We start from the raw sequence: 22,019 nt of genomic DNA on the forward strand, positions 1-22,019 counted from the left end.
GAATTCCGCCTTTTTCTTTATGTGTTTTCAGGTAGTCGGGAAGAGAGCGGAAGATGTGTGGAATTCTAGGTGTCGTGGGGCAGAGCCCGGTCAACCAGTTGCTGTATGACGGACTGCAGCTCCTGCAGCACCGCGGCCAGGATGCGGCAGGCATCGTGACAGCGCACAACAAGACCTTTCACATGCACAAGGGGAGCGGCATGGTGCGTGACGTGTTCCGCACGCGCAACATGCGCTCGCTGCAAGGCAATGCGGGGATCGCTCACGTGCGCTATCCCACGGCAGGGTCCGCGGCCAATCTGGCCGAGGCCCAGCCCTTCTACGTCAACTCTCCGTTTGGCATCGTGCTGGCCCACAACGGCAACCTGACCAACACCGATGAGCTGAAGGCGGACATGTTTCGCCACGACCTGCGGCACATCAACACCAATTCCGACTCCGAGGTACTGCTCAATGTGTTCGCACACGAGTTGGCGATCAACGTCACCGGCTACGAGCTGAGCGTGGAAGCAGTGTTCAAGGCCATCGAAGGCGTGCATCGCCGGGTGAAAGGCGCCTATGCGGTGGTGGCCCTTATCTCGGGTTATGGCCTAGTAGCCTTCCGCGACCCCAACGGTATCCGCCCGCTGGTGATTGGCAGCCACGACCATCATGGTCGGACCGAATACATGTTCGCCTCGGAATCTGTGGCGCTCGACTGCTCAGGTTTCTCTCTGCTGCGTGACGTGGAGCCAGGGGAAGGCATCTTCGTCAGCTTTGACGGCCACTTCGAGGCGCGCCAGTGCGCGGAGCGCATCCGTCATGCGCCCTGCCTGTTCGAGTTCGTCTATTTTGCGCGTCCGGATTCGGTGATCGACGGCGCTTCGGTCTATCAGGCACGCCTTGCCATGGGCGAGCGCCTGGCGGAAAAGGTACGCCAGGTAGTACCCGAGCTGGACATCGATGTAGTGATGCCGATCCCGGACACCAGCCGCCCCAGCGCGCTGCAGCTGGCCAATGCGCTGGGCCTGCCTTACCGCGAGGGGTTCATCAAAAACCGCTACATCGGCCGCACCTTCATCATGCCGGGGCAGGGCGTGCGCAAGAAGTCGGTGCGACAGAAGCTCAACCCGGTGGCCTGCGAGTTCCGCGGCAGGAACGTGCTGCTGGTGGACGATTCGATCGTACGGGGCACCACTTCACGTGAAATCGTGCAGATGGCGCGCGATGCCGGTGCGAAGAAAGTGTACTTTGCCTCGGCCGCGCCGGCGGTGCGTTTCCCGAATGTCTACGGGATCGACATGCCCACCCGCGCAGAACTGCTGGCCACCGGGCGCACCGAAGAGGAAATCGCGCGCGAGATCGGTGCGGATGCGGTGATCTACCAGGATCTGGAAGCCTTGATGCATGCGGTCAATGCCGCAGCCCCGTCGCTGCAGGTGTTTGAAACCTCCTGCTTCGACGGCAACTACATCACTGGCGATATCACGGAAGCCTATCTGAATGCGATCGAGTGCGCGCGCATGGGGCCGAGGAGTACGGTCGAAAGCAGGGACGAGGAGGGCAGTTCACAGCTGGTAGACCTAAATCTGAATGTTGCCGAGCAGAACCTGATCTGAGCAAAATGAAGAGCGCCCGAAAGGGCGCTCAAAATTTACAGCCCGGGCATCGCCCCATGCCCATAGACCAGGCAGACAAGAAGATTTCCCATGACGCATCCTCAGTCCGATGAAGCCGGCCTTCATCCAGAAACCCTCGCCATCCGTGCCGGACGCGAAACCAGCCAGTACCGCGAACACAGCCAGAGCCTGCAACTGACCTCCAGCTTTACTTTCGATACCGCAGAGGAAGCGGCGGCCCTTTTTGCCGGACAAGTAGAGGGGTATACCTACTCGCGTTTCACCAATCCCACCGTCAGTGCCTTCCAGCAGCGTCTGGCCGCACTTGAGGGTGGCGAGCGTGCCATCGCCACGTCCAGCGGCATGGCTGCGATCCAGGCAGTCATGCTGACCTTCCTCAAGACTGGCGACCACGTGGTTTCTTCGCGCAGCCTGTTCGGCTCCACCACCAACCTGCTCTCGGGCGTGCTAGCCCGCTTCGGAGTGGAAACCACCTTCGTTGATCCAACCGACACGGCTGCCTGGGCAGACGCGGTTCGGCCAACCACACGGCTTTTCTTTCTGGAAACGCCGTCCAATCCCCTGACCGAAGTGGCCGACATCGCTGCGATTGCACAGGTGGCACATGCGCATGACTGCCTGATGGTTGTGGACAACTGCTTCTGCAGTCCTGCGTTGCAGCAGCCGCTGGCGCTGGGTGCCGACCTCGTGGTCCATTCGGCCACCAAGTATCTGGATGGTCACGGCCGTGTGCTCGGCGGGGCCGTTGTCGGTGCTGACCGACTGGTGGAACAGGTATATCTGCATGTGCGCACGGCCGGGCCCACGATGGCCGCCTTCAATGCCTGGGTACTGCTGTCGGGGCTGGAAACCCTCTACCTGCGGATGGAGCGGCAATGTGCATCGGCCGCTCGCTTGGCCGCTTGGCTGGAAGCGCACCCGTCCGTGGAGCGCGTGTACTATCCCGGGCTGCCTAGCCACCCCCAGCATGTCCTGGCTATGCGCCAGCAGAAGGCCGGCGGGGCGGTCGTCTCCTTTGTGGTGAAAGGCGGGCGCGAAGCAGCCTGGCGAGTGGTGGACACCGTCCAGGTGATTTCCCGTACCGCCAATCTGGGAGATGTGAAGTCCACCATCACTCACCCGGCCTCCACCACGCACGCCCGTATCACGCCGGAAGCCCGGCAGGCGGCAGGCATCGTTGAAGGGTTACTGCGGCTGGCGGTCGGACTGGAGCATCCGGACGACCTGCAGCACGATCTGGCCGCAGGGCTGGGCTGACGGGCTGGAACCTCTTCCTACCTAGCGGCAGTCTAGAATGGAGACTGCCGTTTCTTCGTGTGCGGGAAACACAGGGTCGGCCCTGTACCTTTCTTGACACTGGTCAAATTAAAACGTAAGTTTGAAACGCTTGTTCGAAAACCGATATGGATACGGCAAGACAGCTCGATACCACCTACAAGGCGCAGCCCCCTATGGAAGCCAGCAAACCCGATACTGCCACCCGTATTCTCGATGTCGCCGAGAGACTGTTCGTGGAGCACGGGTTCGAGGCAACCTCGCTGCGCATGATCACCCAGCAGGCCGAGGTCAACCTCGCCGCAGTGAACTACCATTTCGGCTCCAAGGATGCACTTTTCGAGTCGGTGTTCATGCGGCGCCTGACTCCGCTGATCGCAGCCTGTCTGGCAGAGCTTGACGGCATGGAAGCACAGTTCGGCACGCTGACGCCCGAGCAGCTGGTAATGGCCTTCATCCGGCCTTGCCTCGCCCTTTCGAAGGATCCTTCGCGGGGCGGAGCGCTGTTCGTGCGCCTCTTGTCGCGCACGCTGGTCGAAAACCACCGCCTGCTGCGGGAAACCCTCTCGCAGCAGTACAGTGTCTTCGTACAGCGTTTCGGCAAGGCTTTCCACCGGGCCTTGCCTGCCTTGGGTCAGGAGGACTTGGCCTGGCGGATGCACTTTGCCTTCAGTGTGATGTTCAACGCCTTTGCGGGCAATGACGTGCTGAAGATCTTCGTGCGTAGCCAGATCGTCAGCGCCCGCGACCCGGACATGATCGTCAAGCATCTTGTACCGTTCGTGGTGGCCGGGCTGACTTCGCCGCCCCTGCGGTAAACGAAGGGTCAACACGAGGAAATTACAAAAATGCTATCCGCCATTCTTCTGATCGTGCTCGTAGGAGTACTCGCGTACTACCGCGCGCCCGTTATCGTTTGGACCATCGGTCTTGCCATATGGCTCCTTGCCCTGCAGTTCGGCTTCGGAGTCGCCGTCCACCCAGCCGTATGGGGGGTGTTTGCCCTCGTGGCTGCCGTGCTCAACATCACTCCGCTGCGTCGCGCCGTGTTCACCGGCCCGGTCTTCGGCATCTTCAAGAAGATCACCCCGCCGATGTCGCAGACCGAGCAGGAGGCTATCAATGCCGGCACCGTTTGGTGGGACCGTGATCTGTTTTCGGGCAGGCCGGACTGGCAGCGCCTGCTGAGCTTTCCGGACCCCAAGCTAACCGCTGAAGAGCAGGCGTTCCTGGATGGTCCCACCGAGCAGTTGTGCTCGATGATCGACGACTGGAAGGTAACCCATGAGGACATGGACCTTCCCGAGCCGGTGTGGCAGTTCATCAAGGACAACGGCTTCCTCGGTATGATCGTGAAGAAGCAGTATGGTGGACTTGAGTTTTCCAATTATGCCCATGCCAAGGTAGTGACCAAGATCGCCACCCGTGGTGGAACGGCCGCCGTCACCGTGATGGTGCCCAACTCGCTCGGTCCAGGCGAGCTGTTGCAGCATTACGGCACGGATGCCCAGAAAGATTATTACCTGCCGCGTCTGGCCAAGGGCTTGGAAATCCCTTGCTTTGCCCTGACGAGCCCGTCTGCAGGCTCCGATGCGGGCAGCATCCCCGACTTTGGCGTGGTGTGTCGCGGTAGCTATACCGACCCCCGTACTGGCGAGCACCATGAAGACGTGCTGGGCGTGCGTGTGAGCTGGGAAAAGCGGTGGATCACCCTTGCGCCGGTGGCCACCATCCTGGGTCTGGCGTTCAAGATGTACGACCCGGACCATCTTCTTGGCGACAAGGAAGAAATCGGTATTACCTGCGCACTGGTGCCCACCGAGCATGAAGGGGTGTGCATCGGTCGCCGCCACTATCCGGGCGGTGCCGCCTTTATGAATGGCCCGACTTGGGGGAGTGAGGTGTTCATTCCCATGGACTGGATCATCGGTGGGCGTGAATACGCAGGGCAGGGCTGGCGCATGCTGGTGGAGTGCCTTTCCGTCGGACGCTGCATCTCACTGCCGGCCATGTCGGTGGCATCCGGCAAGGTGGCTACCTTCGTCACTGGTGCCTTCGCGCGCATCCGCGACCAGTTCGGTCTGCCGATCGGCAAGTTTGAGGGCGTGGACGAGGCGATGGCCCGCATTGCAGGCTATACCTATCAGATGGAGGCCTCGCAGGATCTGGCGCTCACTGGCCTAGACATGGGCGAGAAGCCCTCCGTGCTGTCGGCGGTGCTGAAGTATCACAACACCGAACGCATGCGCAAGGCTCTGAACGACGCCATGGACGTGCACGGTGGCAAGGCGGTGGTGCTTGGGCCGCGCAACTACCTGGCGCGGGCGTATCAGGCCATTCCCATTGCCATCACCGTTGAAGGGGCCAACATCCTGACCCGTTCGATGATCATCTACGGACAGGGGGCCATCCGCTGCCATCCGTTCGTGCTTCGCGAGATGAAAGCCGCCATGGCCAACGATGGCAAGGCTTTCGACGCGGCGATCACCGGACACATCAACTTCGTGATCAGCAACGTGTTCCGCTCGCTGTGGCTTGGCCTGACCGGCGCACGGTTTGCCGGTAGCCCGAAGTCGGGAGTGACAGCGCGCTATTACAAGCAGCTGACCCGCTTCTCCAGCGCGTTTGCCCTGCTTTCCGACATGGCGATGTTCAGTCTGGGCGGTTCGCTGAAATTCCGTGAGAAGCTGTCGGCCCGTCTCGGCGACATGCTGTCGAATCTCTACATCGCCTCGGCCTGCCTCAAGCGTTTCGAGCGAGACGGGGCGCCTAAGGAAGACATCGCTGTGATGCAGTGGGCGGTGGAAAACGCGCTCTACGATGTGCAAATGGCCATGACGGGCTTCCTCAATAACCTGCCCAACCGTTTTCTTGCAGGCGTGCTGCGCAAGATCATCTTTCCGTGGGGGCAGACCCTGCGGCCCGCTTCGGACCGTGTCGGCACTCAGGTGGCGCGTGGCATCATGGAGATGGGGCCGATGCGTGAGCGCCTGACGCGTGGCATGTATCGTCCGAAAGACGAGTCGGATGCCGTCGGTGTGCTGGAGCCCGCACTGCAGGCCGTGGTAGCCACCGAGCCGATCGAACAGAAGTTGCGCAAAATGGGCCGCGAAGGCAAGTTCCGCACGATCACCGCCAAGGAAAGGTTGGCCGAAGCGCTGGCGGCGGGATGGATCACCCAGTCGGAGTACGATGCTGTGGCCCGCGCTCGCAAGCTCAAGCGTGACGTGATCATGGTGGATGATTTCGACATGGGCATGAAACAGTTCGACGAGAAGCTGCTGGAGCGGCTTATCTTCTAAATCTGCCGGGCGGGTGCCTCAGGGCACCCGGCTGATCCTAGCCGCCTGTAAAGACAGACGGCTACAGTCAGCCCCAAGGAGGGAAACTCATGGATCACCACGCTCAGCGTGTTCCCGCACTGCGGGTGCGGGCCCTGCCCAAGAGCACCAATGCCTATGGCAGGGTTCAGGCCGGCTGGCTGCTCGAGCAGATCGACCTGGCCGGCAGTCTGGAAGCCGAACGCCTGTCGCGCGGTCCGGTTGCCACCGTCGCGGTGAATGCCTTCCAGTTCAATGCTCCCATTCTGCTTGGGGATGTGGTGAACCTGTATGTGGATCGTCTCCGTGTCGGACAAAAATCCGTTACGCTCAAAATCGAGGTGGAGTCGGAGCGAATGGAAGGCGAGTGTGTGCGCATCACCGAGGTGATTGTGACCTTCGTGGCGATCGACGCAGAAGGGCGCTCAAGATTTCTTGAGGATAAAAACCAATAAAATCAAACGATTATCAAGGTAAATGGCTAACTAAACGATCGTTTAGAACAAGTGCTCTGATCTTAGTGGACATACTCTAAATCTCTGGTAGTATCGGCACTGGGCCGATGTGCAATGCGGCCCGCAAGGCAGAAGTCATATCAAATTATATGCAGAGAGGGATAACATGAAGCTCAAGCACCTCAGCCTGTCCGTGATGCTCCTGGGTACCGCTTTCGCCGGTTGGTCCACCGGTGCAGTCGCGTCGGGTTACCACTTCGGTACGCAGTCGGTCAGTGCGCAAGCCACGGCCAACGCCAGTGCCGCAGAGGCCGGCGATGCCACCACCATCTTCTACAATGCCGCCGGCATGACCAAGCTGGATGGCACCCACTTTTCCGGCGCGCTGAACATTGTTGCGCCCAGTGTCGAATACTCCAACGCCCGTGCCTTCTATCCGAGCGGCACACCGGCTGCGGTCTCCGGCGTCAACAGCGGCAAGATCACCGACGATGTGCTTCTGGTACCCCACCTGTACCTGACGCACAAGCTCAACGATCGCATCAGTGCCGGTCTGGGCGTGTACGTACCGTATGCCTCGGCCACCGAATACCAGCGCAACTCGGTGCTGCGCTACAACCTCAACGAAACGAGCCTGACCACGATCGACATCAACCCGACGATCGCGTTCAAGCTCAATGAACAGCACTCGTTCGCGGCCGGCGTCATCGCTCAGTACGCCAAGGCGGAACTGCGCCAGTATGCAAACTTCGGTGCACGCTTGGCAGCTATCAATCCGGCCTTTACTGGCGCACCGACTAACGGCGCGGCGGACGGCTATGCGGATGTGGACGGGGATGACTGGGGTTTCGGTTACAACCTGGCTTGGCTGTGGGACATCAACGAGAAGGCACGTGTCGGCCTGAACTACCGTTCCGCTATCAAGCACAACCTCCAGGGCAATGCCAAATGGTCACTGCCGACCCAGGTGGTGATCGGCGGCAATGTGGTGCCGCTTCCCCCCTCCCAGATTGCTGCGGCCCAGGGGGCCCTGCGTTCGCTCGGCTATGCGGCCAATGAAAGCGCCAGCGTAGAGATCAAGACGCCGGAATCGCTCTCGCTGCATGGCATGTACATGGTCGACTCCAAATGGAACGTATTCGGGGATGTGACCTGGACCAAGCACTCGCGCTTCGACCGTGCCGAGATCAAGTACGGCAACAAGAAGCCGGGGCCTGGTGGGCTTGCGCCGGTCACCAATGTGACGGTACTGACCCCGAAATGGGACGATACCTATAAGGTTTCGCTGGGCGCTTCGTACCAGTACAGCGAACCGCTGCAGCTGCGTTTCGGCGTAGCCTACGACCAGACCCCGGTGCAGAGCGACGACCTGCGTCTGGCCACCATGCCCGACAACGACCGCTACTGGTTCTCGGTGGGTGCGAAGTATGACCTGAACAAGAACAGCTCCATCAACGTTGCTTACAGCTACATCCATATCAAGGATGCCAAGGCCAACGTCAACGGCTACTGCGGCGGTGCTGCGCCGGGCGCGGTCAGCTGCGTGTCGAGCTACACCCGCGGTTCGGCCGACTTCAAGAGCCATGCCAACATCCTGGGTGTGCAATATAACCACAGCTTCTAAACCCTTTAGCGTTTAGAGGCGTGGACAAAAAAGGGCGGGGCGCAAGCTCCGCCCTTTCCGAAGCAAGGCGGGAACGAGGGGCCCTGCCTATAAATTGTGTGTTTCAACAATTCGAGGAAACCATGTCTCAAACCAAGTTCAACGTACGCAAGGTGGCCGTGCTCGGTGCCGGCGTGATGGGTGCGCAGATCGCAGCCCATCTGGTCAACGCCAAGGTGCCTACCATCCTGTTCGACCTGCCTGCCAAGGAAGGCGACAAGAACGGTATCGTGCTCAAGGCTCTGGAAGGCCTGAAGAAGCAGAAGCCTTCGCCGCTCGCGGCCAAGGACCTGGTCAGCTTCATTCAGCCGGCCAACTATGAGGAACACCTGCATCTGCTGAAGGACTGCGATCTGGTGATCGAAGCCATTGCGGAACGGATGGACTGGAAGGCAGACCTCTACCACAAGGTTTCCCCGCATCTGGGCGAGCGCACCATCTTCGCCACCAATACTTCCGGCCTGTCGATCAACAAGCTGGCCGAAGCCTGCCCGGACAATGTACGCCCGCGCTTCTGCGGTGTGCACTTCTTCAATCCGCCGCGCTATATGCACTTGGTGGAAATCATCCCGTGCCACACTTCGGATGCAGAGATTCTCGACAACCTCGAGCGCTTCCTGGTGACCACCCTGGGCAAGGGTGTCGTGCGTGCCAAGGATACCCCCAACTTCGTGGCCAACCGCATCGGTGTGTTCTCCATGCTGGCCACGATCGCCAACGCCGAGAAGTTCGGCATCCGTTTTGATGTGGTCGATGACCTGACGGGTCCCCGTCTGGGACGCCCCAAATCGGCTACTTTCCGTACCGCTGACGTGGTGGGCCTCGATACCTTTGCCCACGTCGTCAAGACCATGGAAGACACCTTGCCGCAGGATCCGTGGCACGCTTACTTCAAGTCGCCCGAGTGGCTGCAGAAGCTGATTGCGGCCGGCGCCTTGGGTGCCAAGACCAAGGCTGGCATCTACAAGAAAGAAGGCAAGCAGATGTTCGTGCTCGACCCGATCAAGGGCGAGTACGTGGGCAGTGGCGAAAAAGGGGACGATGCCGTCAAGGAAATCCTCAAGATCGCCAACCCCGCCGAGAAATTCAAGAAGCTGCGCGAGAGTCAGCATCCCCAGGCACAGTTCCTGTGGGCCTGCTTCCGCGACGTGTTTCATTACATCGCCTTCCATCTGGCTGACATCGCCAATTCCGCGCGCGACGTGGACTTTGCCATCCGCTGGGGCTTCGGCTGGTCTGTTGGCCCGTTCGAAACCTGGCAGGCCGCAGGCTGGCAGCAGGTAGCCCAGTGGATCGAGGAAGACATCAAGGCAGGCAAGGGGCTGACTTCGGCCGCCCTGCCGGGCTGGGCCCTGGAAACCGACCGCAGCGGCGTGCATTTTGCCGAAGGCTCGTACGATGCCGCTTCCGCCAAGCTGGTGGGGCGCTCCACGCTTGACGTGTACCAGCGTCAGCTCGCCCCGGCCCGCGTACTGGGCGAAGCCCAAGGGCCGCTCGGCGAGACCGTATTCGAGAATGATGGCTTGCGAGCCTTCACTACCGGTGATGGCGTTCTGGTGGCTTCGTTCAAGTCCAAGGCCCATGCCATCGGCCCGGATGTGCTGGCCGGCCTGAACACCGCCCTCGACATCGCCGAGGAGCGTTTCAAGGCACTGGTAATCTGGCAGACCGAAGAGCCGTTCTCCGTCGGTGCCGACCTTTCTTCGATGATGCCGGCGTTCATGATGGGCGATTGGGCCGCGATTGAAGAAACCATCCGCCGCTTCCAGGCCACCTCGATGCGTCTGCGCTACAGCCAGATTCCGACCGTGGCCGCCACCCAAGGTTATGTGTTTGGAGGCGGCTGCGAGTTTGCCATGCACTGCGACCGCGTTGTGGCTGCGCTCGAGTCTTACGTTGGCCTGGTGGAAGTCGGCGTCGGCCTGCTGCCGGGCGGCGGCGGCTGCAAGGAGTTCGCGCTGCGCGCTTCGCAGGAAGCCAAGGGTGACGTACTGGCGGCGCTGAAGGACTATTTCATGGCAATCGCCACGGCCAAGGTGGGGACTAGCGCCATCGAAGCCCAAGAAATCGGCTATTTGCGCAAGACCGATGTGGTCGTGTTCAACGCCTACGAACTCCTCTATGTGGCCAAACAGCAGGCCCTGGCCATGGCCGAGTCGGGCTACCGTCCGCCGCTGAAGGTCAAGGGCTTCCCGGTGGCAGGCCGTTCGGGTGCCGCTTCGATCAAGGGTCAGCTGGTGAACATGCTCGAAGGCCACTTCATCAGCCAGCACGACTTCACCATCGCCTCGCTGATTGCCGACGTGATGACTGGGGGAGACGTGGAGCAGGGCACACTGGTCGACGAGCAGTGGATCCTCGACCTGGAGCGCAAGGGCTTCATGCAGCTGCTGAAGAACTCCAAGACCCAAGACCGCATCGCCAACATGCTGACGACCGGCAAGCCGCTGCGCAACTGATCGAAGACAAAACAGGCGCAGCGGACGCGAGGGGCGGTTTCGCTGCGCGACAGGAGAATTGAAAAAATGGTCAAGCAAGTACAGGAAGCTTATATCGTAGCGGCGACGCGTACGCCGGTGGGTAAGGCCCCGCGCGGCATGATGCGTCATGTGCGCCCGGATGACATGCTGGCGCATGTGATCAAGAGCGCGATGGCACAGGTGCCTAATCTGGATCCTTCCATGGTGGCCGATGTGGTGGTGGGGTGCGCCTTCCCGGAGGCGGAACAGGGCCTCAACATGGCGCGTATTGGTGCGCTGCTGGCCGGCCTGCCCGATACCGTGGGCGGTATCACCATCAACCGTTACTGCTCGTCCGGCATCAACGCCGTGCAGATTGCGGCTGATCGTATCCGACTGGGCGAGGCCGATGTGGTGATTGCCGCCGGGGCGGAGTCGATGTCCATGGTGCCGATGATGGGCAACAAGGTATCGCTCAACCCGGCCATCTTTGCCAAGGACGAGAACTACGCCATTGCCTACGGCATGGGCCTGACCGCCGAAAAGGTGGCCCAACAGTGGAACGTGTCGCGCGAGGACCAGGATGCGTTTGCCCTGGAGTCGCATCGTCGTGCGATTGCCGCTATCGAGTCCGGCGCTTTCCGCTCGCAGATTTCCCCGCTGGAGGTGACTTATCGCACCCCCAATCTGGAAACCGGCGAGGTGATCCTGAAGACACGCGTGCTGGACACCGACGAAGGCCCGCGCCGGGATACCACGCTGGAAGGTCTGGCCAAGCTCAAGACGGTGTTCGATGCCAAAGGCAGCGTGACGGCGGGTAACAGCTCGCAGATGTCCGACGGTGCAGGTGCGGTGATCCTGGTGTCCGAACGTGTGCTCAAGCAACTGGAACTGGAACCGCTGGGCCGGTATGTCACCTTCGCCGTCAAGGGCGTACCTCCCGAGATCATGGGGATCGGCCCCAAGGTGGCTATCCCGATGGCGTGCCAGCAGGCGGGCATCAGCCAGGATGACCTGCAGCGTATCGAACTGAACGAGGCCTTTGCCGCCCAGGCACTGGCCGTGATCCGTGACCTGAACCTCGATACCAGCCGCGTCAACCCCTACGGCGGGGCCATCGCTCTGGGCCATCCGCTGGGTGCCACCGGTGCCATCCGTACTGCCACGCTGGTGCACGGCATGCGCAACGACGGCGTCAAAGGCTATGGCATGGTGACGATGTGCATCGGCACCGGTATGGGCGCCGCCGGCATTCTCGAAGTGTTCTGATCGGCCCTGCCCGCCAAGCAAAAAGCCCGCCGAAAGGCGGGCTTTTCATTGCAGGCTTTCAACGGTCGGCTTCGGCCAACCTTGTGCTCAGTTGCTGGGTTGGCCGAAGCTCAGTCGACCTTGGCGAGAGTGTCGAAGTCCGACTGGATACACTCGATGAATTCGCTGTGCGGCGCCTTCAGACGGATGCGGTAGGACTTGCCTTGGGCTGTGAGGATCAGCTCCCGGCCCGCGGCAAACATGAGGGTGGGCACGAGGAACCAGCGCTGCCCCTGGCGCGAATTGGGCTGCGTGATGTAGAGGGCGCTCGCTGGAGTGGCATCCGGCTGGTCCGGCTCGCTCAGTGATACCGCGACAGGATGCTGACCAAGAAGCTCCACACCGACTTTGGTGCCATCGCTCTGCTGGCGACTGATGCGGCGGATGACGCCGAGGAGTGGGGCCGAGCCCTCCTGAGCGATGAGCAGCAGCTTGCCGATGGAGAGATGCTCGACCGACTTGCCGAGGTAGGCCAGCCCCATGCCGGTGGCACTGACGTCGCTGATGCGCCACTCTTCCGTGGACGCACTGTTGTCCTGCCCGTTCTGCACCTTCACCAGAAAGGCGATGCGGTCAAAGCCCACACATACCCGAACCTGGCCGCTCTGGAGAGAACGTTCGGCCCGCCGCAGCGATTTGCCACCATCCTGCGACCAGCGTGCCGAGAGCTTTTCGCACAGCACGTTCCACTCCTTGCGCTCCAGATCGAGGCCCAATCCTGCCAAGGCCGAAGGGATGCGCAGGTCGAGGTCAAACATCAGGTCGGCTAGGCGCGAGGTCAGGGGGTCGGCCAGCCAGTAGCGACAACCCTTGCCGACCATGCTGCGGCGCATCAGCTGGGGCTCGTCCGGCGTGGCAAGGTTGACCGCAAATACGGTATCACCCGCCAGGGGCTGGTGTTCAAGATGCAAGGTGGGGACCAGCAGACGCAGGAGCTTGTCCACCGCTACGATTTCGCGTTGCGAGAAGTTGTCCGGGTTGGCCAAGTGCAGCATGCAGCCATGCAGCAGCAGGTTCTCCGCCGTCACCTCGTCCGAACTGTCCTGGTAAAGGCGCACCGGTCCGCGTGCAAACCCGGCTTCCTCGGCGTGGAGGTAGAACCGGTAAGCCTGTTGCCAAGTGCTGCCGTCGGCGCGCAGGTAGCGCAGGGCGTTCCAGCTGATCAGCCGCATCTGGTGGTGTACGCCGCGCACGGTGGCCAGCCGGATGTCTTCGTCCAGCCCGCCCGAGGGCGCGCCAGCGTGCACGCGCAGGCAGATCTGATAGGCGTTGGCCAGTTCGTGCCAGTAAGCAAGGATGGTAGGCAAAAAGCCGCGGGTGTTGGCCTCGTTGCGCAGGTATTCCCTGCACAGCCGGTCGTGGATGCCGTGTGCGCGCTCGTCGACGTACAGCAGCGTCTTTAGGCGTTCCTTCAGCGGCAGATCGGTGTCAGCATTGATTTTTGCCACCGCCTTGACGATTTCCACCACCGCGGAAAAATACTCCGCCTCCGGAAGGTCCCGCACCAGCATCGTCGCCGACTGGGCCACGCTTGAGGAGGGCGTGTTCTTCGTGAGCAGGGAACTGACGAGGGTCTTGAAATCGAACATGGCTTTCGGTGTGCTTCCCGTGAGGAGTTTCTCTGTATAGTTCTGGCTGTGAAGAGAAAACGCTGAGAGCGAAGATTAACAGTTAATCCTGATTTATGAAAACAGAAACCCGCCGGTTCTGCCGATTTATGGCAGGGATGACCCTGGTGGCTGCCTTGCAGGTGCATGCAGCCACTCCCCAAACCCTGCAGATTCCCGCTCCTTTGGCGCCGGGCGAGCGCGTTGGCCTGGTACTGGGCGGCGGCGGTGCGCGCGGCTTTGCCCATCTGGGTGTGCTGGAAGAGCTGGAGCGCCTGCGCGTGCCGATCTCGTGTATCGCAGGCAGTAGTGCGGGTGCGCTCGTCGGAGGCATGTACGCCAACGGCATGAGCACCGCTCAGATGCGGCAGGCTTTCTCCAAGGCCGACTGGGAAAGCCTGCTTTCCGGTGCCACATCGCGTCCCACCGTGCCGTTCGACCGCAAGCGGGATGATTACCGCAACTTTTTCAATCTTTCCTTCGGGGTGGGCGACAAGGGACTGCAGTTTCCCCGCAGTGCCATCAATTCTCAGGAAATCGAGTTATTCATCCGGGCGCTGACGCGAGATCGGACGGTGGAGAGTTTCGATCAGCTGCCCATCCCCTTCCGTGCGGTGGCCACTGACTTCGTGACCGGCGAGGCGGTGGTGTTCGATCAGGGCAACCTTGCACAGGCGCTGCGGGCCAGCATGGCCGTGCCGGGTGTGTTCGACTGGGTAGAGGACGGCGACCGCCTTCTGGTGGACGGCGGGCTGGCCCGCAACCTGCCCATCAGCGACATCAAGGGCAAGTGTGCCGACCGGGTAATCGTGGTGGATGTGGGGTCGCCGCTGCTCAACAAGAAGCAGATGAATACGGTGTTCGACGTCCTCAATCAGACCACCAACCTGATGGTGAATGCCAATGTGCGCACCGAGCTGGAAAAGGTGGATGGCAACGACGTGGTCATCCGGCCCGAGCTCGACGGGATCAGCAGCACGGCATTTCAGGACAATGCCCAGATCATTGAGGCGGGACGCAAGGCCGTGGCCCCGTTGGCCGAAAAGCTACGTCCGTTTGCCGTCAGCCCCGAGGCCTATGCCAGCTGGCACGCGCGGCTGGTGATGGCGGATGAACCGCGAATCGATGAGGTGCGTATCAAGAATACCCGCTACGTCAATTCGGATGCGCTGGCCCAGCGCCTTGGTACCGGTAAGGTGGAAGCGCCTCTTTCGGCGGACGAGGTGCGCGAGCAGCTGCGAGTGCTGTTTGCCGAGGGCGACTACGATCGCCTGACCTACAATCTGGACACCCACGGCGGGCGTACCGTGCTTGAGGTGATGCCCTTCGAGCGCAGTATTGGTCCCAACTACCTGCGCTTCGGGCTCAACCTCAAGAGCAGTTCCCCTGGCGATTCCTCCTTCAGCATGCTGGCGTCGCATCAGCGCACCTGGCTCAACAGTGCGGGTGGTGTGTGGCGGAACGAGCTGCAGATTGGTGCCAACACGCGCCTGAAAACCGAGCTGTACCAGCCTTGGTCGGCTTTCAGCCCGGCATTCGGCTCGCTTTCCGCGCTATACGAAAGCAAGGACGTGCCGGTGTTTGGCAGCGATCACAAGCGCTTGGCCACCGTGCAGACGCGCGAGCGCTCGGTGCATGCCGACGTGGGTGTGGCGCTGGGGCCGTGGGGTGAGATGCGTGCCGGGGTCTTCCATGCCCTGACCAGCGCCCAGACCGAAGTCGGGGCGCCCAGCCTGCTAGGGGAAGACAACGCGCGGCTGGAGGACACCGGGCTGCGCGCCGGGCTGGTGATCGACCAGTTCGACAATCCGCGTTGGCCGCGCAACGGCTATCTGCTCAATACAGAATTTCGATCGTCCATCGGGCGCTGGGGCAGCAACGATGACAGTCATGCCCTGACGCTGGAAGGCGAGTGGGCCGCCACCCGCAACGACGTGACCTACCGCCTGGCCGGGCGCTACCGCGGCTACTTCAACAGCCAGCACAAGGAAAACCGTTATCAGAGCCTGGGCGGCTTCCTCAACCTCTCGGGTTACCAGACGGGTGAGCTGGTGGGTGAGCGGGCTGCGTTGCTGCGCCTGATGAGCTACTGGCGTGTTGCTACGCTACCGCCTGCGCTGGGTACCGGGCTATATGTCGGCGCTTCGGCCGAGGTAGGACGCATCTGGAACGGTTGGCGGGACCTGACCGACGAGCGTTGGCTGCCGGCAGGCTCGCTGTTCGTGGGTGCCGACACCCTGCTAGGGCCATTCTTCGTTGGTGTAGGTCATGCCAGAGGAGGCCGGCTGACCGGCTACATGCTGCTGGGACTGGACTACTGAGTCCGACATGAAAAAGCCCCGCGTAGGCGGGGCTTTCGCTTTGCAAGCTGATTGGGTCAGGCAAACAGGTGCGCAAGTGCAGCGCCAGGGTCTGGCTCGCGCATGAAGGCTTCGCCCACCAGGAAGGTATGCACTGCCTGGCTGCGCATCAGCTGCACGTCCTCGACCTGATGTATGCCGCTTTCGGTAACGACGATGCGTTCTGGTCCGATTTGCGGCAACAACTTGAGCGTGGTGGCTAGGCTGACTTCGAAGCTGCGCAGGTTGCGATTGTTGATGCCAATCAGCGGTGTGCGCAGGGTGAGGGCCATGTCCAGTTCCTCAGCGTTGTGCACTTCGACCAGCACTGCCATTCCCAGTTCTTCGGCCAAGGTTTCGAATTCCCGTAGCTGCGGACCGGGCAGGGCGGCGGCAATCAGCAGGATGCAATCCGCCCCCATGGCGCGGGCTTCGTAGATCTGGTAGGCGTCCACGATGAAGTCTTTGCGTAGCACTGGCAAGTGGCAGGCCGTACGCGCTGCCTCCAAATAGGCGGGGCTGCCCTGGAAATACTCGCGGTCGGTGAGTATGGACAGACAGGCTGCGCCGTGCTCCGCGTAGCTGCGGGCAATGGCGGGTGGGTCGAAGTCGGGCCGGATCACGCCCTTGCTGGGGCTGGCCTTCTTGATTTCGGCGATCACGGCTGCCCGGCCGAGGGCATGCTTGGCACGCAGTGCCGCTACAAAATCCCTGTGATCGGCCTGGCGGCTCTCGGCGGCCCGGCGGACCTCGGTCAGCGGGCATGCTGTCTGTGCGGCCGCCACTTCCTGGCGCTTGGTGGCAAGAATGGTGTCAAGAATGTCGGACATTGCAGGTTTCCTTGGGCACGGAGCGGGCCGCGCCGGCTGAAAGGGAATGGTCGAAGAAGCTCAGGAGCCGTTGCGGCAGCCAGTCAATCCGGCCGGGAAAGCGACCGGTAACAAAACCCACGTGGCCGCCTTCAGCCGGCTGCTCCAGGGTGACGGCTGGGCTGACGTCGGCTGGGGTAGGCAGCGCGCTGGGCGGCAGGAAGGGATCGTTCACCGCATTGAGCACCAGCGTGGGACGTGCGATGGTCTGCAGGTACGGCTTGCTGCTGGCGCGCTCCCAGTAATCCTCCGCGCCCGCAAACCCGTGCAGGGGTGCGGTGACGATTTGGTCGAATTCGCGAAAGGTGCGTGCCTGCCTTAGGGATCGGACGTCGAACAGGTCCGGGTGGGCCTGCCATTGGCCCAGCGCCTTGGGTTTGAGCGTTGACAGGAACATGCGGGTGTAAACATGCCGGCCCAGCCCGACATCGAGACGGGTGCTTGCGGCCGCCAGGTCCAGTGGGGCTGAGATCGCTGCGGCGGTATGCACCGGCGTGTCATCGCCGGCTTCGCCCAGGTACTTGAGCAGCATGTTCCCACCGAGTGATACACCGGCGGCAAACAGCAGTGGGTGGCGTATGGCCAGCCGCTCGCAGATCCAGCGCACTTCTTCCGAATCGCCAGCATGGTAGGCACGGCGCGTGGTGTTGGCCTCGCCTCCGCAGCCACGGAAATGAGGTACCACGCACCACCAGCCGCGGGCAAGGGCGGCATTGGCCAGCGCCCGTGCGTAATGGCTGTCGCTGCTGCCCTCCAGGCCGTGGAAGAGCAGCACCAGTGGCGCACCCGGCTGACCGGCCACCGTATCCACAGCAATCTGGGCGCCGTCGGGTGTGGTCCAGTGGGAGCGGTGATAGGGCGGGGCCGGCTCCCGGATGGCCACGGCAGGCCAGATGGTCTGGGCGTGACCGCCGCGTAGCCAGGAGGGGGCGCGGTACGACATCACGCCTGCGGTTTCTGGGCCGACTTGGGGCGGAACGCTTTCACCACCGCCGGATCGGTTTCGATGTAGGGCGCACCGATCAGGTCCAGGCAATACGGAACAGCGGCAAAAATGCCCGGTACCTCGACCTCGCCAGCAGTATTGCGCAGGCCTTCCAGCGTTTCCTGGATAGCCTTTGGCTGGCCCGGCAGGTTGAGGATGAGGGCCTGCTTGCGAATGACCCCCACCTGGCGCGAGAGGATAGCTGTAGGCACGAAGCGCAGACTGATCTGCCGCATCTGTTCGCCAAAGCCCGGCATCACGCGATCCGCCACCGCAAGCGTGGCCTCGGGCGTCACGTCGCGCAGGGCGGGACCGGTGCCGCCCGTGGTCAGCACCAGCTGGCAGCCTTCATCATCCACCAGTGCACGCAGCGTGGCCTCGATTACGGCCTGCTCGTCCGGAATCAGCCGGCTGATGCACTCGAAACGGGAGGTAAGCGCCCGCCCAAGCCAGGCTTCCAACGCAGGCAGACCCTTGTCTTCATACACGCCCTGACTGGCGCGGTCGGATACCGATACCAGGCCGATGCGCAGCGTCATGCCTCATCCTCCTCGTCGCTGTCCTTGTGATGGATGCGCGGCTGTCCCGGCTCGGCGATCAGCGTCTTCAGGGTCTGGAAGAGCTGGCGGTAGGCTTTGGGGGCCCGTCCTTCCTGCTGTTCCTTGCGCGCATTGCGCACCAGCGTGCGCAGCTGCTGTGGGTCGGCTTCAGGATAGTCACCGATGAAGCGGCCCAAGGCTTCATCGTCGCCGACCAGGCGGTCGCGCCAGCGCTCCAGCAGGTGCAGCCAGGCGGTATGCTCGGCCGACTCTCCCTTGAGCATGGCCAGATGCTGGCGAATCGGTTCTGGGTCCACGCTGCGCATCAGCTTGCCGATATACTGCATCTGTCGTCGCAGGGCGCCATTGGCGGTGAAGCGCTTGTAGTCGAGGACAGCGGTTAGCAGATCCTCCGGCAGGTTCATCTGCTTGAGGGTGTCGCGTGACAGCTCGACCAGTTCGCGGCCCAGATCTTGCAGGGCATCCATTTCCTTCTTGCGCTGCGTCTTGCTGGCAGCCTCTTCGCTGCCCGGGCCGTTGGGATAATCGGTCATGGTACGTCTCACTTCGAATTCAAGGCTGGTATCATACCGGAAAAGCTGTCCCGGGCGGCGCAAGCCCCGACAGTGGCCCTTCTCAGGCCGGTGTAACGGCCTTCTCGCACACCAAGGACATCATGGCAGATACCACGTTCAGCGTTGACCCCTCCACCCTGCAGGCCCTGGCGACACGTGTGCTCGCCCTGGCGGAGGCGCAGGGCGCCACGGCCTGCGAAGTGGACGCCTCGGAAGGCATGGGTCAGACGGTTACCGTCCGCCTCGGGCAGGTGGAAACCATCGAGTACAACCAGGACAAAGGTGTGGGCGTGACCGTTTACATCGGTCAGAAGAAGGGGCACGCCAGCACTTCCGATTTCTCGGATGCGGCACTGCAGGCCACGGTGGCGGCAGCCGCCAACATCGCCCGTTTCACGGCCGAGGATGGCGCGGCCGGTCTGGCCGATCGCACGCGCCTGGCCACGAACTTTCCCGATCTCGACCTTTATCACCCGTGGGCGCTCCCGGTGGAAGAAGCAATAGAGATCGCGACGGCATGCGAGAATGCGGCCCGTGGCGTGGATACGCGCATCGCCAACTCCGAAGGTGCCACCGTTTCCATCCAGGCAAGCCATTTCGTCTATGCCAACAGCAACGGTTTTCTGGCAGGCTACCCCACCTCGCGGCACAGTCTGTCCGCAGCCGTGGTCGCCCAGTCGGGCAGTGCCATGCAGCGCGATTACTGGTATGCCTCTGCCCGCAACAAGGACGATCTGGAAACGGTCGAGGAGGTTGGCCGAAAGGCGGGTGAGCGCGCTGTACGTCGCCTGGATGCACGGCGGGTGAAAACCGGACGCTACCCGGTACTGTTCGAGGCGCCTGTGGCCGCCTCCCTGCTGGGGCACCTGGTCGCGGCGATCAGCGGCGGTAGCCTGTACCGCAAATCCAGTTTCCTGCTTGACAGTGCCGGCCAGCAGGTTTTTTCGGCCAACGTCGTCATCGACGAAGATCCTTTCGTGCCGCGCGGCTTCGGCTCCACTTCTTTCGACAGCGAAGGGGTGGCCACCCGGGCCCGCCGACTGGTGGACAGGGGGGTGCTGACAGGTTACATGCTTGGTAGCTATTCGGCCCGCAAGTTGGGACTGGAAACCACGGGCAATGCCGGCGGGGCGCACAATCTCCTTGTGCACTCCACCGGCGAGGATTTCGAAGGCTTGCTCCGCGCCATGGGCACCGGACTTCTTGTGACCGAGCTGCTGGGCCATGGGGTCAATACCGTCACTGGAGACTACTCGCGTGGCGCGGCCGGCTTTTGGGTGGAAAACGGTGTTATTGCCTATCCGGTCGAGGAAATCACCATAGCCGGCAACCTCAAGGACATGTTCCTGCAGGTGGCGGCCATTGGCAACGACGTGCTTCCGCGGGGCGGGCGGTATGTCGGCTCCATCCTCATCGAGTCGATGACCGTGGCAGGGGAGGGCTGATGCCCCCGTCCTACTGGCAGAAAGCCCGTGCCGAGCTGGCCGCTTCCGATCCGGTGATGGCCATGCTGGTGGCGCGTTACGAAGGCAGCATACGCAGCCGTGGTGCGCCCTTCGAAACCCTGTTGCGTGCCATCGTGGGTCAGCAGATTTCCGTCAAGGCAGCCGATGCGGTCTGGGGGCGGTTGCAGGCACTGCTGGGCGAAGTGCTGCCCGAGCATGTTCTGGCTTTCGACCCGCAGGCCTTGCGGGAAGCGGGCTTGTCCGCCCGCAAGGCGGAGTATGTGGTGGATCTGGCTCTGCACTGGATGGATGGCCGCCTCGCACCGGAAACCTTTCCCGACAAGACCGATGACGAAATCATCGCAGATCTCACGGCGGTGCGTGGTATTGGCCGCTGGACGGCCGAGATGTTCCTGATGTTCAACCTCAACCGTCCCGATGTGTGGCCGGTGGACGACATCGGCATCCAGAAAGCAGTGGCGCTGCATTACTTCGAAGGGGTTCGGCCAACCTTGGCTGCCCTGCGCGAGGTGGGGGAGCGGTGGCGCCCCTGGCGGACCGTGGCCAGTTGGTACCTCTGGCGCAGTCTTGATCCTGACGATATCGCCTATTGAATCATGGGCCGCCCCAAGGGGCGGCTTTGCAGTTTTTCGTTTCAGCAAGGAGCAGTAAGGTGAAGATCACCCTTCCCGGCTACAGAGCCGGTTTTTTCTTGGTTGCACTCGCGTGTACCGGCGCCATGGCATTCGCACTCTTTGCCCAGTATGTGATGGGGCTGGAGCCTTGCCCGTTGTGCATCTTCCAGCGGGTGGCCGTGATCGCCGCCGGTCTTGTGGCTCTGATCGCCGCGCTGACCAATCCTGGACGGACGGGGGCGCGTGTCTGGGCCGTTCTGGTGTCGCTGGCCGCACTGGCGGGCGGGGCTGTGTCTGTCCGGCACGTATGGCTGCAAAGCCTGCCCGCCGACCAGGTACCTGCCTGCGGCCCTGGCCTCAGCTACATGCTGGAAACCATGCCGATGGCTACCATGCTTGGCAAAGTGCTCAAGGGTAGCGGTGAGTGCGCCAAGATCGACTGGACCCTTTTCGGGCAGTCGATGCCGTTTTGGACCGGAGTGTTCTTTGCCGGAATCATCGTCTGGGTGATGGTCGTGGCATTTGGCCGACGCTGAACGCGGTCTGCTGCAGGAAGCCGGGCCCTGGGCCCGGCTTTTTACTGGGCGCGTGTTTGATCACAGCTTTTGAGCACCCAGTGAAGGAGGGTGCGGTAGAAAAGCAGAAAGCAGCCCGAAGGCTGCTTTCTTGTGTTGGCGGAGTGGACGGGACTCGAACCCGCGACCCCCGGCGTGACAGGCCGGTATTCTAACCAACTGAACTACCACTCCGAACCCTGGTGGGCGGTACTGGACTCGAACCAGCGACCCCTGCCGTGTGAAGGCAGTGCTCTACCAACTGAGACTAACCGCCCGAAATCGGATACTGCTGAATTATGAGGTTGGCGGAGTGGACGGGACTCGAACCCGCGACCCCCGGCGTGACAGGCCGGTATTCTAACCAACTGA

17 protein-coding genes and 2 tRNA genes are annotated in these 22,019 nt (G+C 62.0%); 12 read left to right on the top strand and 7 right to left on the bottom strand.

What is annotated here, in order from left to right:
• Nucleotides 1–53: 53 nt before the first annotated feature.
• From purF to EV669_RS10010, 8 genes are all read left to right on the top strand, one after another.
• Nucleotides 54–1,598, top strand: coding sequence for an amidophosphoribosyltransferase (gene purF / locus EV669_RS09975; protein ID WP_054286035.1), 1,545 nt, complete (start codon nucleotides 54–56; stop codon nucleotides 1,596–1,598).
• Between the two features lie 90 nt (nucleotides 1,599–1,688).
• Nucleotides 1,689–2,876, top strand: a complete 1,188-nt coding sequence (locus EV669_RS09980; protein WP_132098587.1) for an O-succinylhomoserine sulfhydrylase — start codon at nucleotides 1,689–1,691, stop codon at nucleotides 2,874–2,876.
• Between the two features lie 146 nt (nucleotides 2,877–3,022).
• On the top strand, nucleotides 3,023–3,712 hold the full coding sequence (locus EV669_RS09985) for a TetR/AcrR family transcriptional regulator (RefSeq protein ID WP_235445535.1): 690 nt from the start codon (nucleotides 3,023–3,025) through the stop codon (nucleotides 3,710–3,712).
• A gap of 30 nt (nucleotides 3,713–3,742) precedes the next feature.
• Complete coding sequence (locus EV669_RS09990; protein WP_132098588.1) at nucleotides 3,743–6,196, top strand: acyl-CoA dehydrogenase; 2,454 nt, start codon at nucleotides 3,743–3,745, stop codon at nucleotides 6,194–6,196.
• An 89-nt stretch (nucleotides 6,197–6,285) separates the two neighbouring features.
• Nucleotides 6,286–6,669 (top strand): acyl-CoA thioesterase, encoded by a 384-nt coding sequence (locus EV669_RS09995; RefSeq protein WP_055433694.1) that lies wholly within the window; start codon nucleotides 6,286–6,288, stop codon nucleotides 6,667–6,669.
• Nucleotides 6,670–6,835: 166 nt separating this feature from the next.
• Complete coding sequence (locus tag EV669_RS10000; protein WP_054286039.1) at nucleotides 6,836–8,293, top strand: OmpP1/FadL family transporter; 1,458 nt, start codon at nucleotides 6,836–6,838, stop codon at nucleotides 8,291–8,293.
• A gap of 122 nt (nucleotides 8,294–8,415) precedes the next feature.
• Nucleotides 8,416–10,791, top strand: a complete 2,376-nt coding sequence (locus tag EV669_RS10005; RefSeq protein ID WP_132098589.1) for a 3-hydroxyacyl-CoA dehydrogenase/enoyl-CoA hydratase family protein — start codon at nucleotides 8,416–8,418, stop codon at nucleotides 10,789–10,791.
• 66 nt (nucleotides 10,792–10,857) lie between these two features.
• On the top strand, nucleotides 10,858–12,060 hold the full coding sequence (locus EV669_RS10010; protein ID WP_132098590.1) for an acetyl-CoA C-acyltransferase: 1,203 nt from the start codon (nucleotides 10,858–10,860) through the stop codon (nucleotides 12,058–12,060).
• Nucleotides 12,061–12,170: 110 nt separating this feature from the next.
• Here the strand turns inward: EV669_RS10010 and EV669_RS10015 are convergent, their stop codons facing one another.
• Complete coding sequence (locus EV669_RS10015; protein ID WP_132098591.1) at nucleotides 12,171–13,688, bottom strand: PilZ domain-containing protein; 1,518 nt, start codon at nucleotides 13,686–13,688, stop codon at nucleotides 12,171–12,173.
• A 128-nt stretch (nucleotides 13,689–13,816) separates the two neighbouring features.
• On the opposite strand from EV669_RS10015, the gene EV669_RS10020 reads away from it, so the two are divergent.
• Nucleotides 13,817–16,027 carry a patatin-like phospholipase family protein gene (locus tag EV669_RS10020; RefSeq protein ID WP_165922744.1) on the top strand — a complete coding sequence of 737 codons (2,211 nt, stop codon included), beginning with the start codon at nucleotides 13,817–13,819 and terminating at the stop codon, nucleotides 16,025–16,027.
• A 56-nt stretch (nucleotides 16,028–16,083) separates the two neighbouring features.
• Here EV669_RS10020 and trpC read toward each other — a convergent pair whose 3' ends face one another.
• The 4 genes from trpC to yjgA are packed head-to-tail and all read right to left on the bottom strand — an operon-like array spanning nucleotide 16,084 to nucleotide 18,992.
• Complete coding sequence (gene trpC / locus EV669_RS10025; RefSeq protein ID WP_054286044.1) at nucleotides 16,084–16,875, bottom strand: indole-3-glycerol phosphate synthase TrpC; 792 nt, start codon at nucleotides 16,873–16,875, stop codon at nucleotides 16,084–16,086.
• Nucleotides 16,859–17,857, bottom strand: a complete 999-nt coding sequence (locus EV669_RS10030; protein ID WP_132098593.1) for a YheT family hydrolase — start codon at nucleotides 17,855–17,857, stop codon at nucleotides 16,859–16,861. Before EV669_RS10030 ends, trpC begins: the two co-directional genes overlap by 17 nt.
• Nucleotides 17,857–18,438, bottom strand: coding sequence for a molybdopterin adenylyltransferase (gene mog, locus EV669_RS10035; RefSeq protein WP_132098594.1), 582 nt, complete (start codon nucleotides 18,436–18,438; stop codon nucleotides 17,857–17,859). Before mog ends, EV669_RS10030 begins: the two co-directional genes overlap by 1 nt.
• Nucleotides 18,435–18,992, bottom strand: coding sequence for a ribosome biogenesis factor YjgA (yjgA, locus tag EV669_RS10040; protein ID WP_132098595.1), 558 nt, complete (start codon nucleotides 18,990–18,992; stop codon nucleotides 18,435–18,437). The genes mog and yjgA overlap by 4 nt, the downstream gene beginning before the upstream one ends.
• A 122-nt stretch (nucleotides 18,993–19,114) precedes the next feature.
• Here yjgA and pmbA point away from each other — a divergent pair, with 122 nt between their 5' ends.
• From pmbA to EV669_RS10055, 3 genes are read left to right on the top strand one after another with little or no spacing between them, the layout of a single operon-like run.
• Nucleotides 19,115–20,458: a metalloprotease PmbA gene (gene pmbA, locus EV669_RS10045; protein ID WP_132098596.1), complete on the top strand. Its 1,344-nt coding sequence runs from the start codon at nucleotides 19,115–19,117 to the stop codon at nucleotides 20,456–20,458.
• Nucleotides 20,458–21,072, top strand: a complete 615-nt coding sequence (locus EV669_RS10050; RefSeq protein ID WP_132098597.1) for a DNA-3-methyladenine glycosylase family protein — start codon at nucleotides 20,458–20,460, stop codon at nucleotides 21,070–21,072. Before pmbA ends, EV669_RS10050 begins: the two co-directional genes overlap by 1 nt.
• Nucleotides 21,073–21,131: 59 nt before the next feature.
• Nucleotides 21,132–21,629 carry a disulfide bond formation protein B gene (locus EV669_RS10055; protein WP_318271415.1) on the top strand — a complete coding sequence of 166 codons (498 nt, stop codon included), beginning with the start codon at nucleotides 21,132–21,134 and terminating at the stop codon, nucleotides 21,627–21,629.
• A gap of 136 nt (nucleotides 21,630–21,765) precedes the next feature.
• Here EV669_RS10055 and EV669_RS10060 read toward each other — a convergent pair.
• Both EV669_RS10060 and EV669_RS10065 read right to left on the bottom strand, forming a co-directional pair.
• Nucleotides 21,766–21,842: transfer RNA gene (locus EV669_RS10060), tRNA-Asp, on the bottom strand.
• A gap of 6 nt (nucleotides 21,843–21,848) precedes the next feature.
• Nucleotides 21,849–21,925, bottom strand: a tRNA-Val gene (locus EV669_RS10065).
• Between the last annotated feature and the right edge of the window lie 94 nt (nucleotides 21,926–22,019).

The sequence above is a fragment of the Gulbenkiania mobilis genome, from assembly GCA_004346645.1.
Lineage (GTDB): Bacteria > Pseudomonadota > Gammaproteobacteria > Burkholderiales > Chromobacteriaceae > Gulbenkiania > Gulbenkiania mobilis.

What these genes read in the sequence shown, in the direction of transcription:
- purF (WP_054286035.1), top strand. Translation starts at nt 54, where the DNA reads ATGTGTGGAATTCTAGGTGTCGTGGGGCAGAGCCCGGTCAACCAGTTG.
- EV669_RS09980 (WP_132098587.1), top strand. Translation starts at nt 1,689, where the DNA reads ATGACGCATCCTCAGTCCGATGAAGCCGGCCTTCATCCAGAAACCCTC.
- EV669_RS09985 (WP_235445535.1), top strand. Translation starts at nt 3,023, where the DNA reads ATGGATACGGCAAGACAGCTCGATACCACCTACAAGGCGCAGCCCCCT.
- EV669_RS09990 (WP_132098588.1), top strand. Translation starts at nt 3,743, where the DNA reads ATGCTATCCGCCATTCTTCTGATCGTGCTCGTAGGAGTACTCGCGTAC.
- EV669_RS09995 (WP_055433694.1), top strand. Translation starts at nt 6,286, where the DNA reads ATGGATCACCACGCTCAGCGTGTTCCCGCACTGCGGGTGCGGGCCCTG.
- EV669_RS10000 (WP_054286039.1), top strand. Translation starts at nt 6,836, where the DNA reads ATGAAGCTCAAGCACCTCAGCCTGTCCGTGATGCTCCTGGGTACCGCT.
- EV669_RS10005 (WP_132098589.1), top strand. Translation starts at nt 8,416, where the DNA reads ATGTCTCAAACCAAGTTCAACGTACGCAAGGTGGCCGTGCTCGGTGCC.
- EV669_RS10010 (WP_132098590.1), top strand. Translation starts at nt 10,858, where the DNA reads ATGGTCAAGCAAGTACAGGAAGCTTATATCGTAGCGGCGACGCGTACG.
- EV669_RS10015 (WP_132098591.1), bottom strand. Translation starts at nt 13,688, where the DNA reads ATGTTCGATTTCAAGACCCTCGTCAGTTCCCTGCTCACGAAGAACACG.
- EV669_RS10020 (WP_165922744.1), top strand. Translation starts at nt 13,817, where the DNA reads ATGGCAGGGATGACCCTGGTGGCTGCCTTGCAGGTGCATGCAGCCACT.
- trpC (WP_054286044.1), bottom strand. Translation starts at nt 16,875, where the DNA reads ATGTCCGACATTCTTGACACCATTCTTGCCACCAAGCGCCAGGAAGTG.
- EV669_RS10030 (WP_132098593.1), bottom strand. Translation starts at nt 17,857, where the DNA reads ATGTCGTACCGCGCCCCCTCCTGGCTACGCGGCGGTCACGCCCAGACC.
- mog (WP_132098594.1), bottom strand. Translation starts at nt 18,438, where the DNA reads ATGACGCTGCGCATCGGCCTGGTATCGGTATCCGACCGCGCCAGTCAG.
- yjgA (WP_132098595.1), bottom strand. Translation starts at nt 18,992, where the DNA reads ATGACCGATTATCCCAACGGCCCGGGCAGCGAAGAGGCTGCCAGCAAG.
- pmbA (WP_132098596.1), top strand. Translation starts at nt 19,115, where the DNA reads ATGGCAGATACCACGTTCAGCGTTGACCCCTCCACCCTGCAGGCCCTG.
- EV669_RS10050 (WP_132098597.1), top strand. Translation starts at nt 20,458, where the DNA reads ATGCCCCCGTCCTACTGGCAGAAAGCCCGTGCCGAGCTGGCCGCTTCC.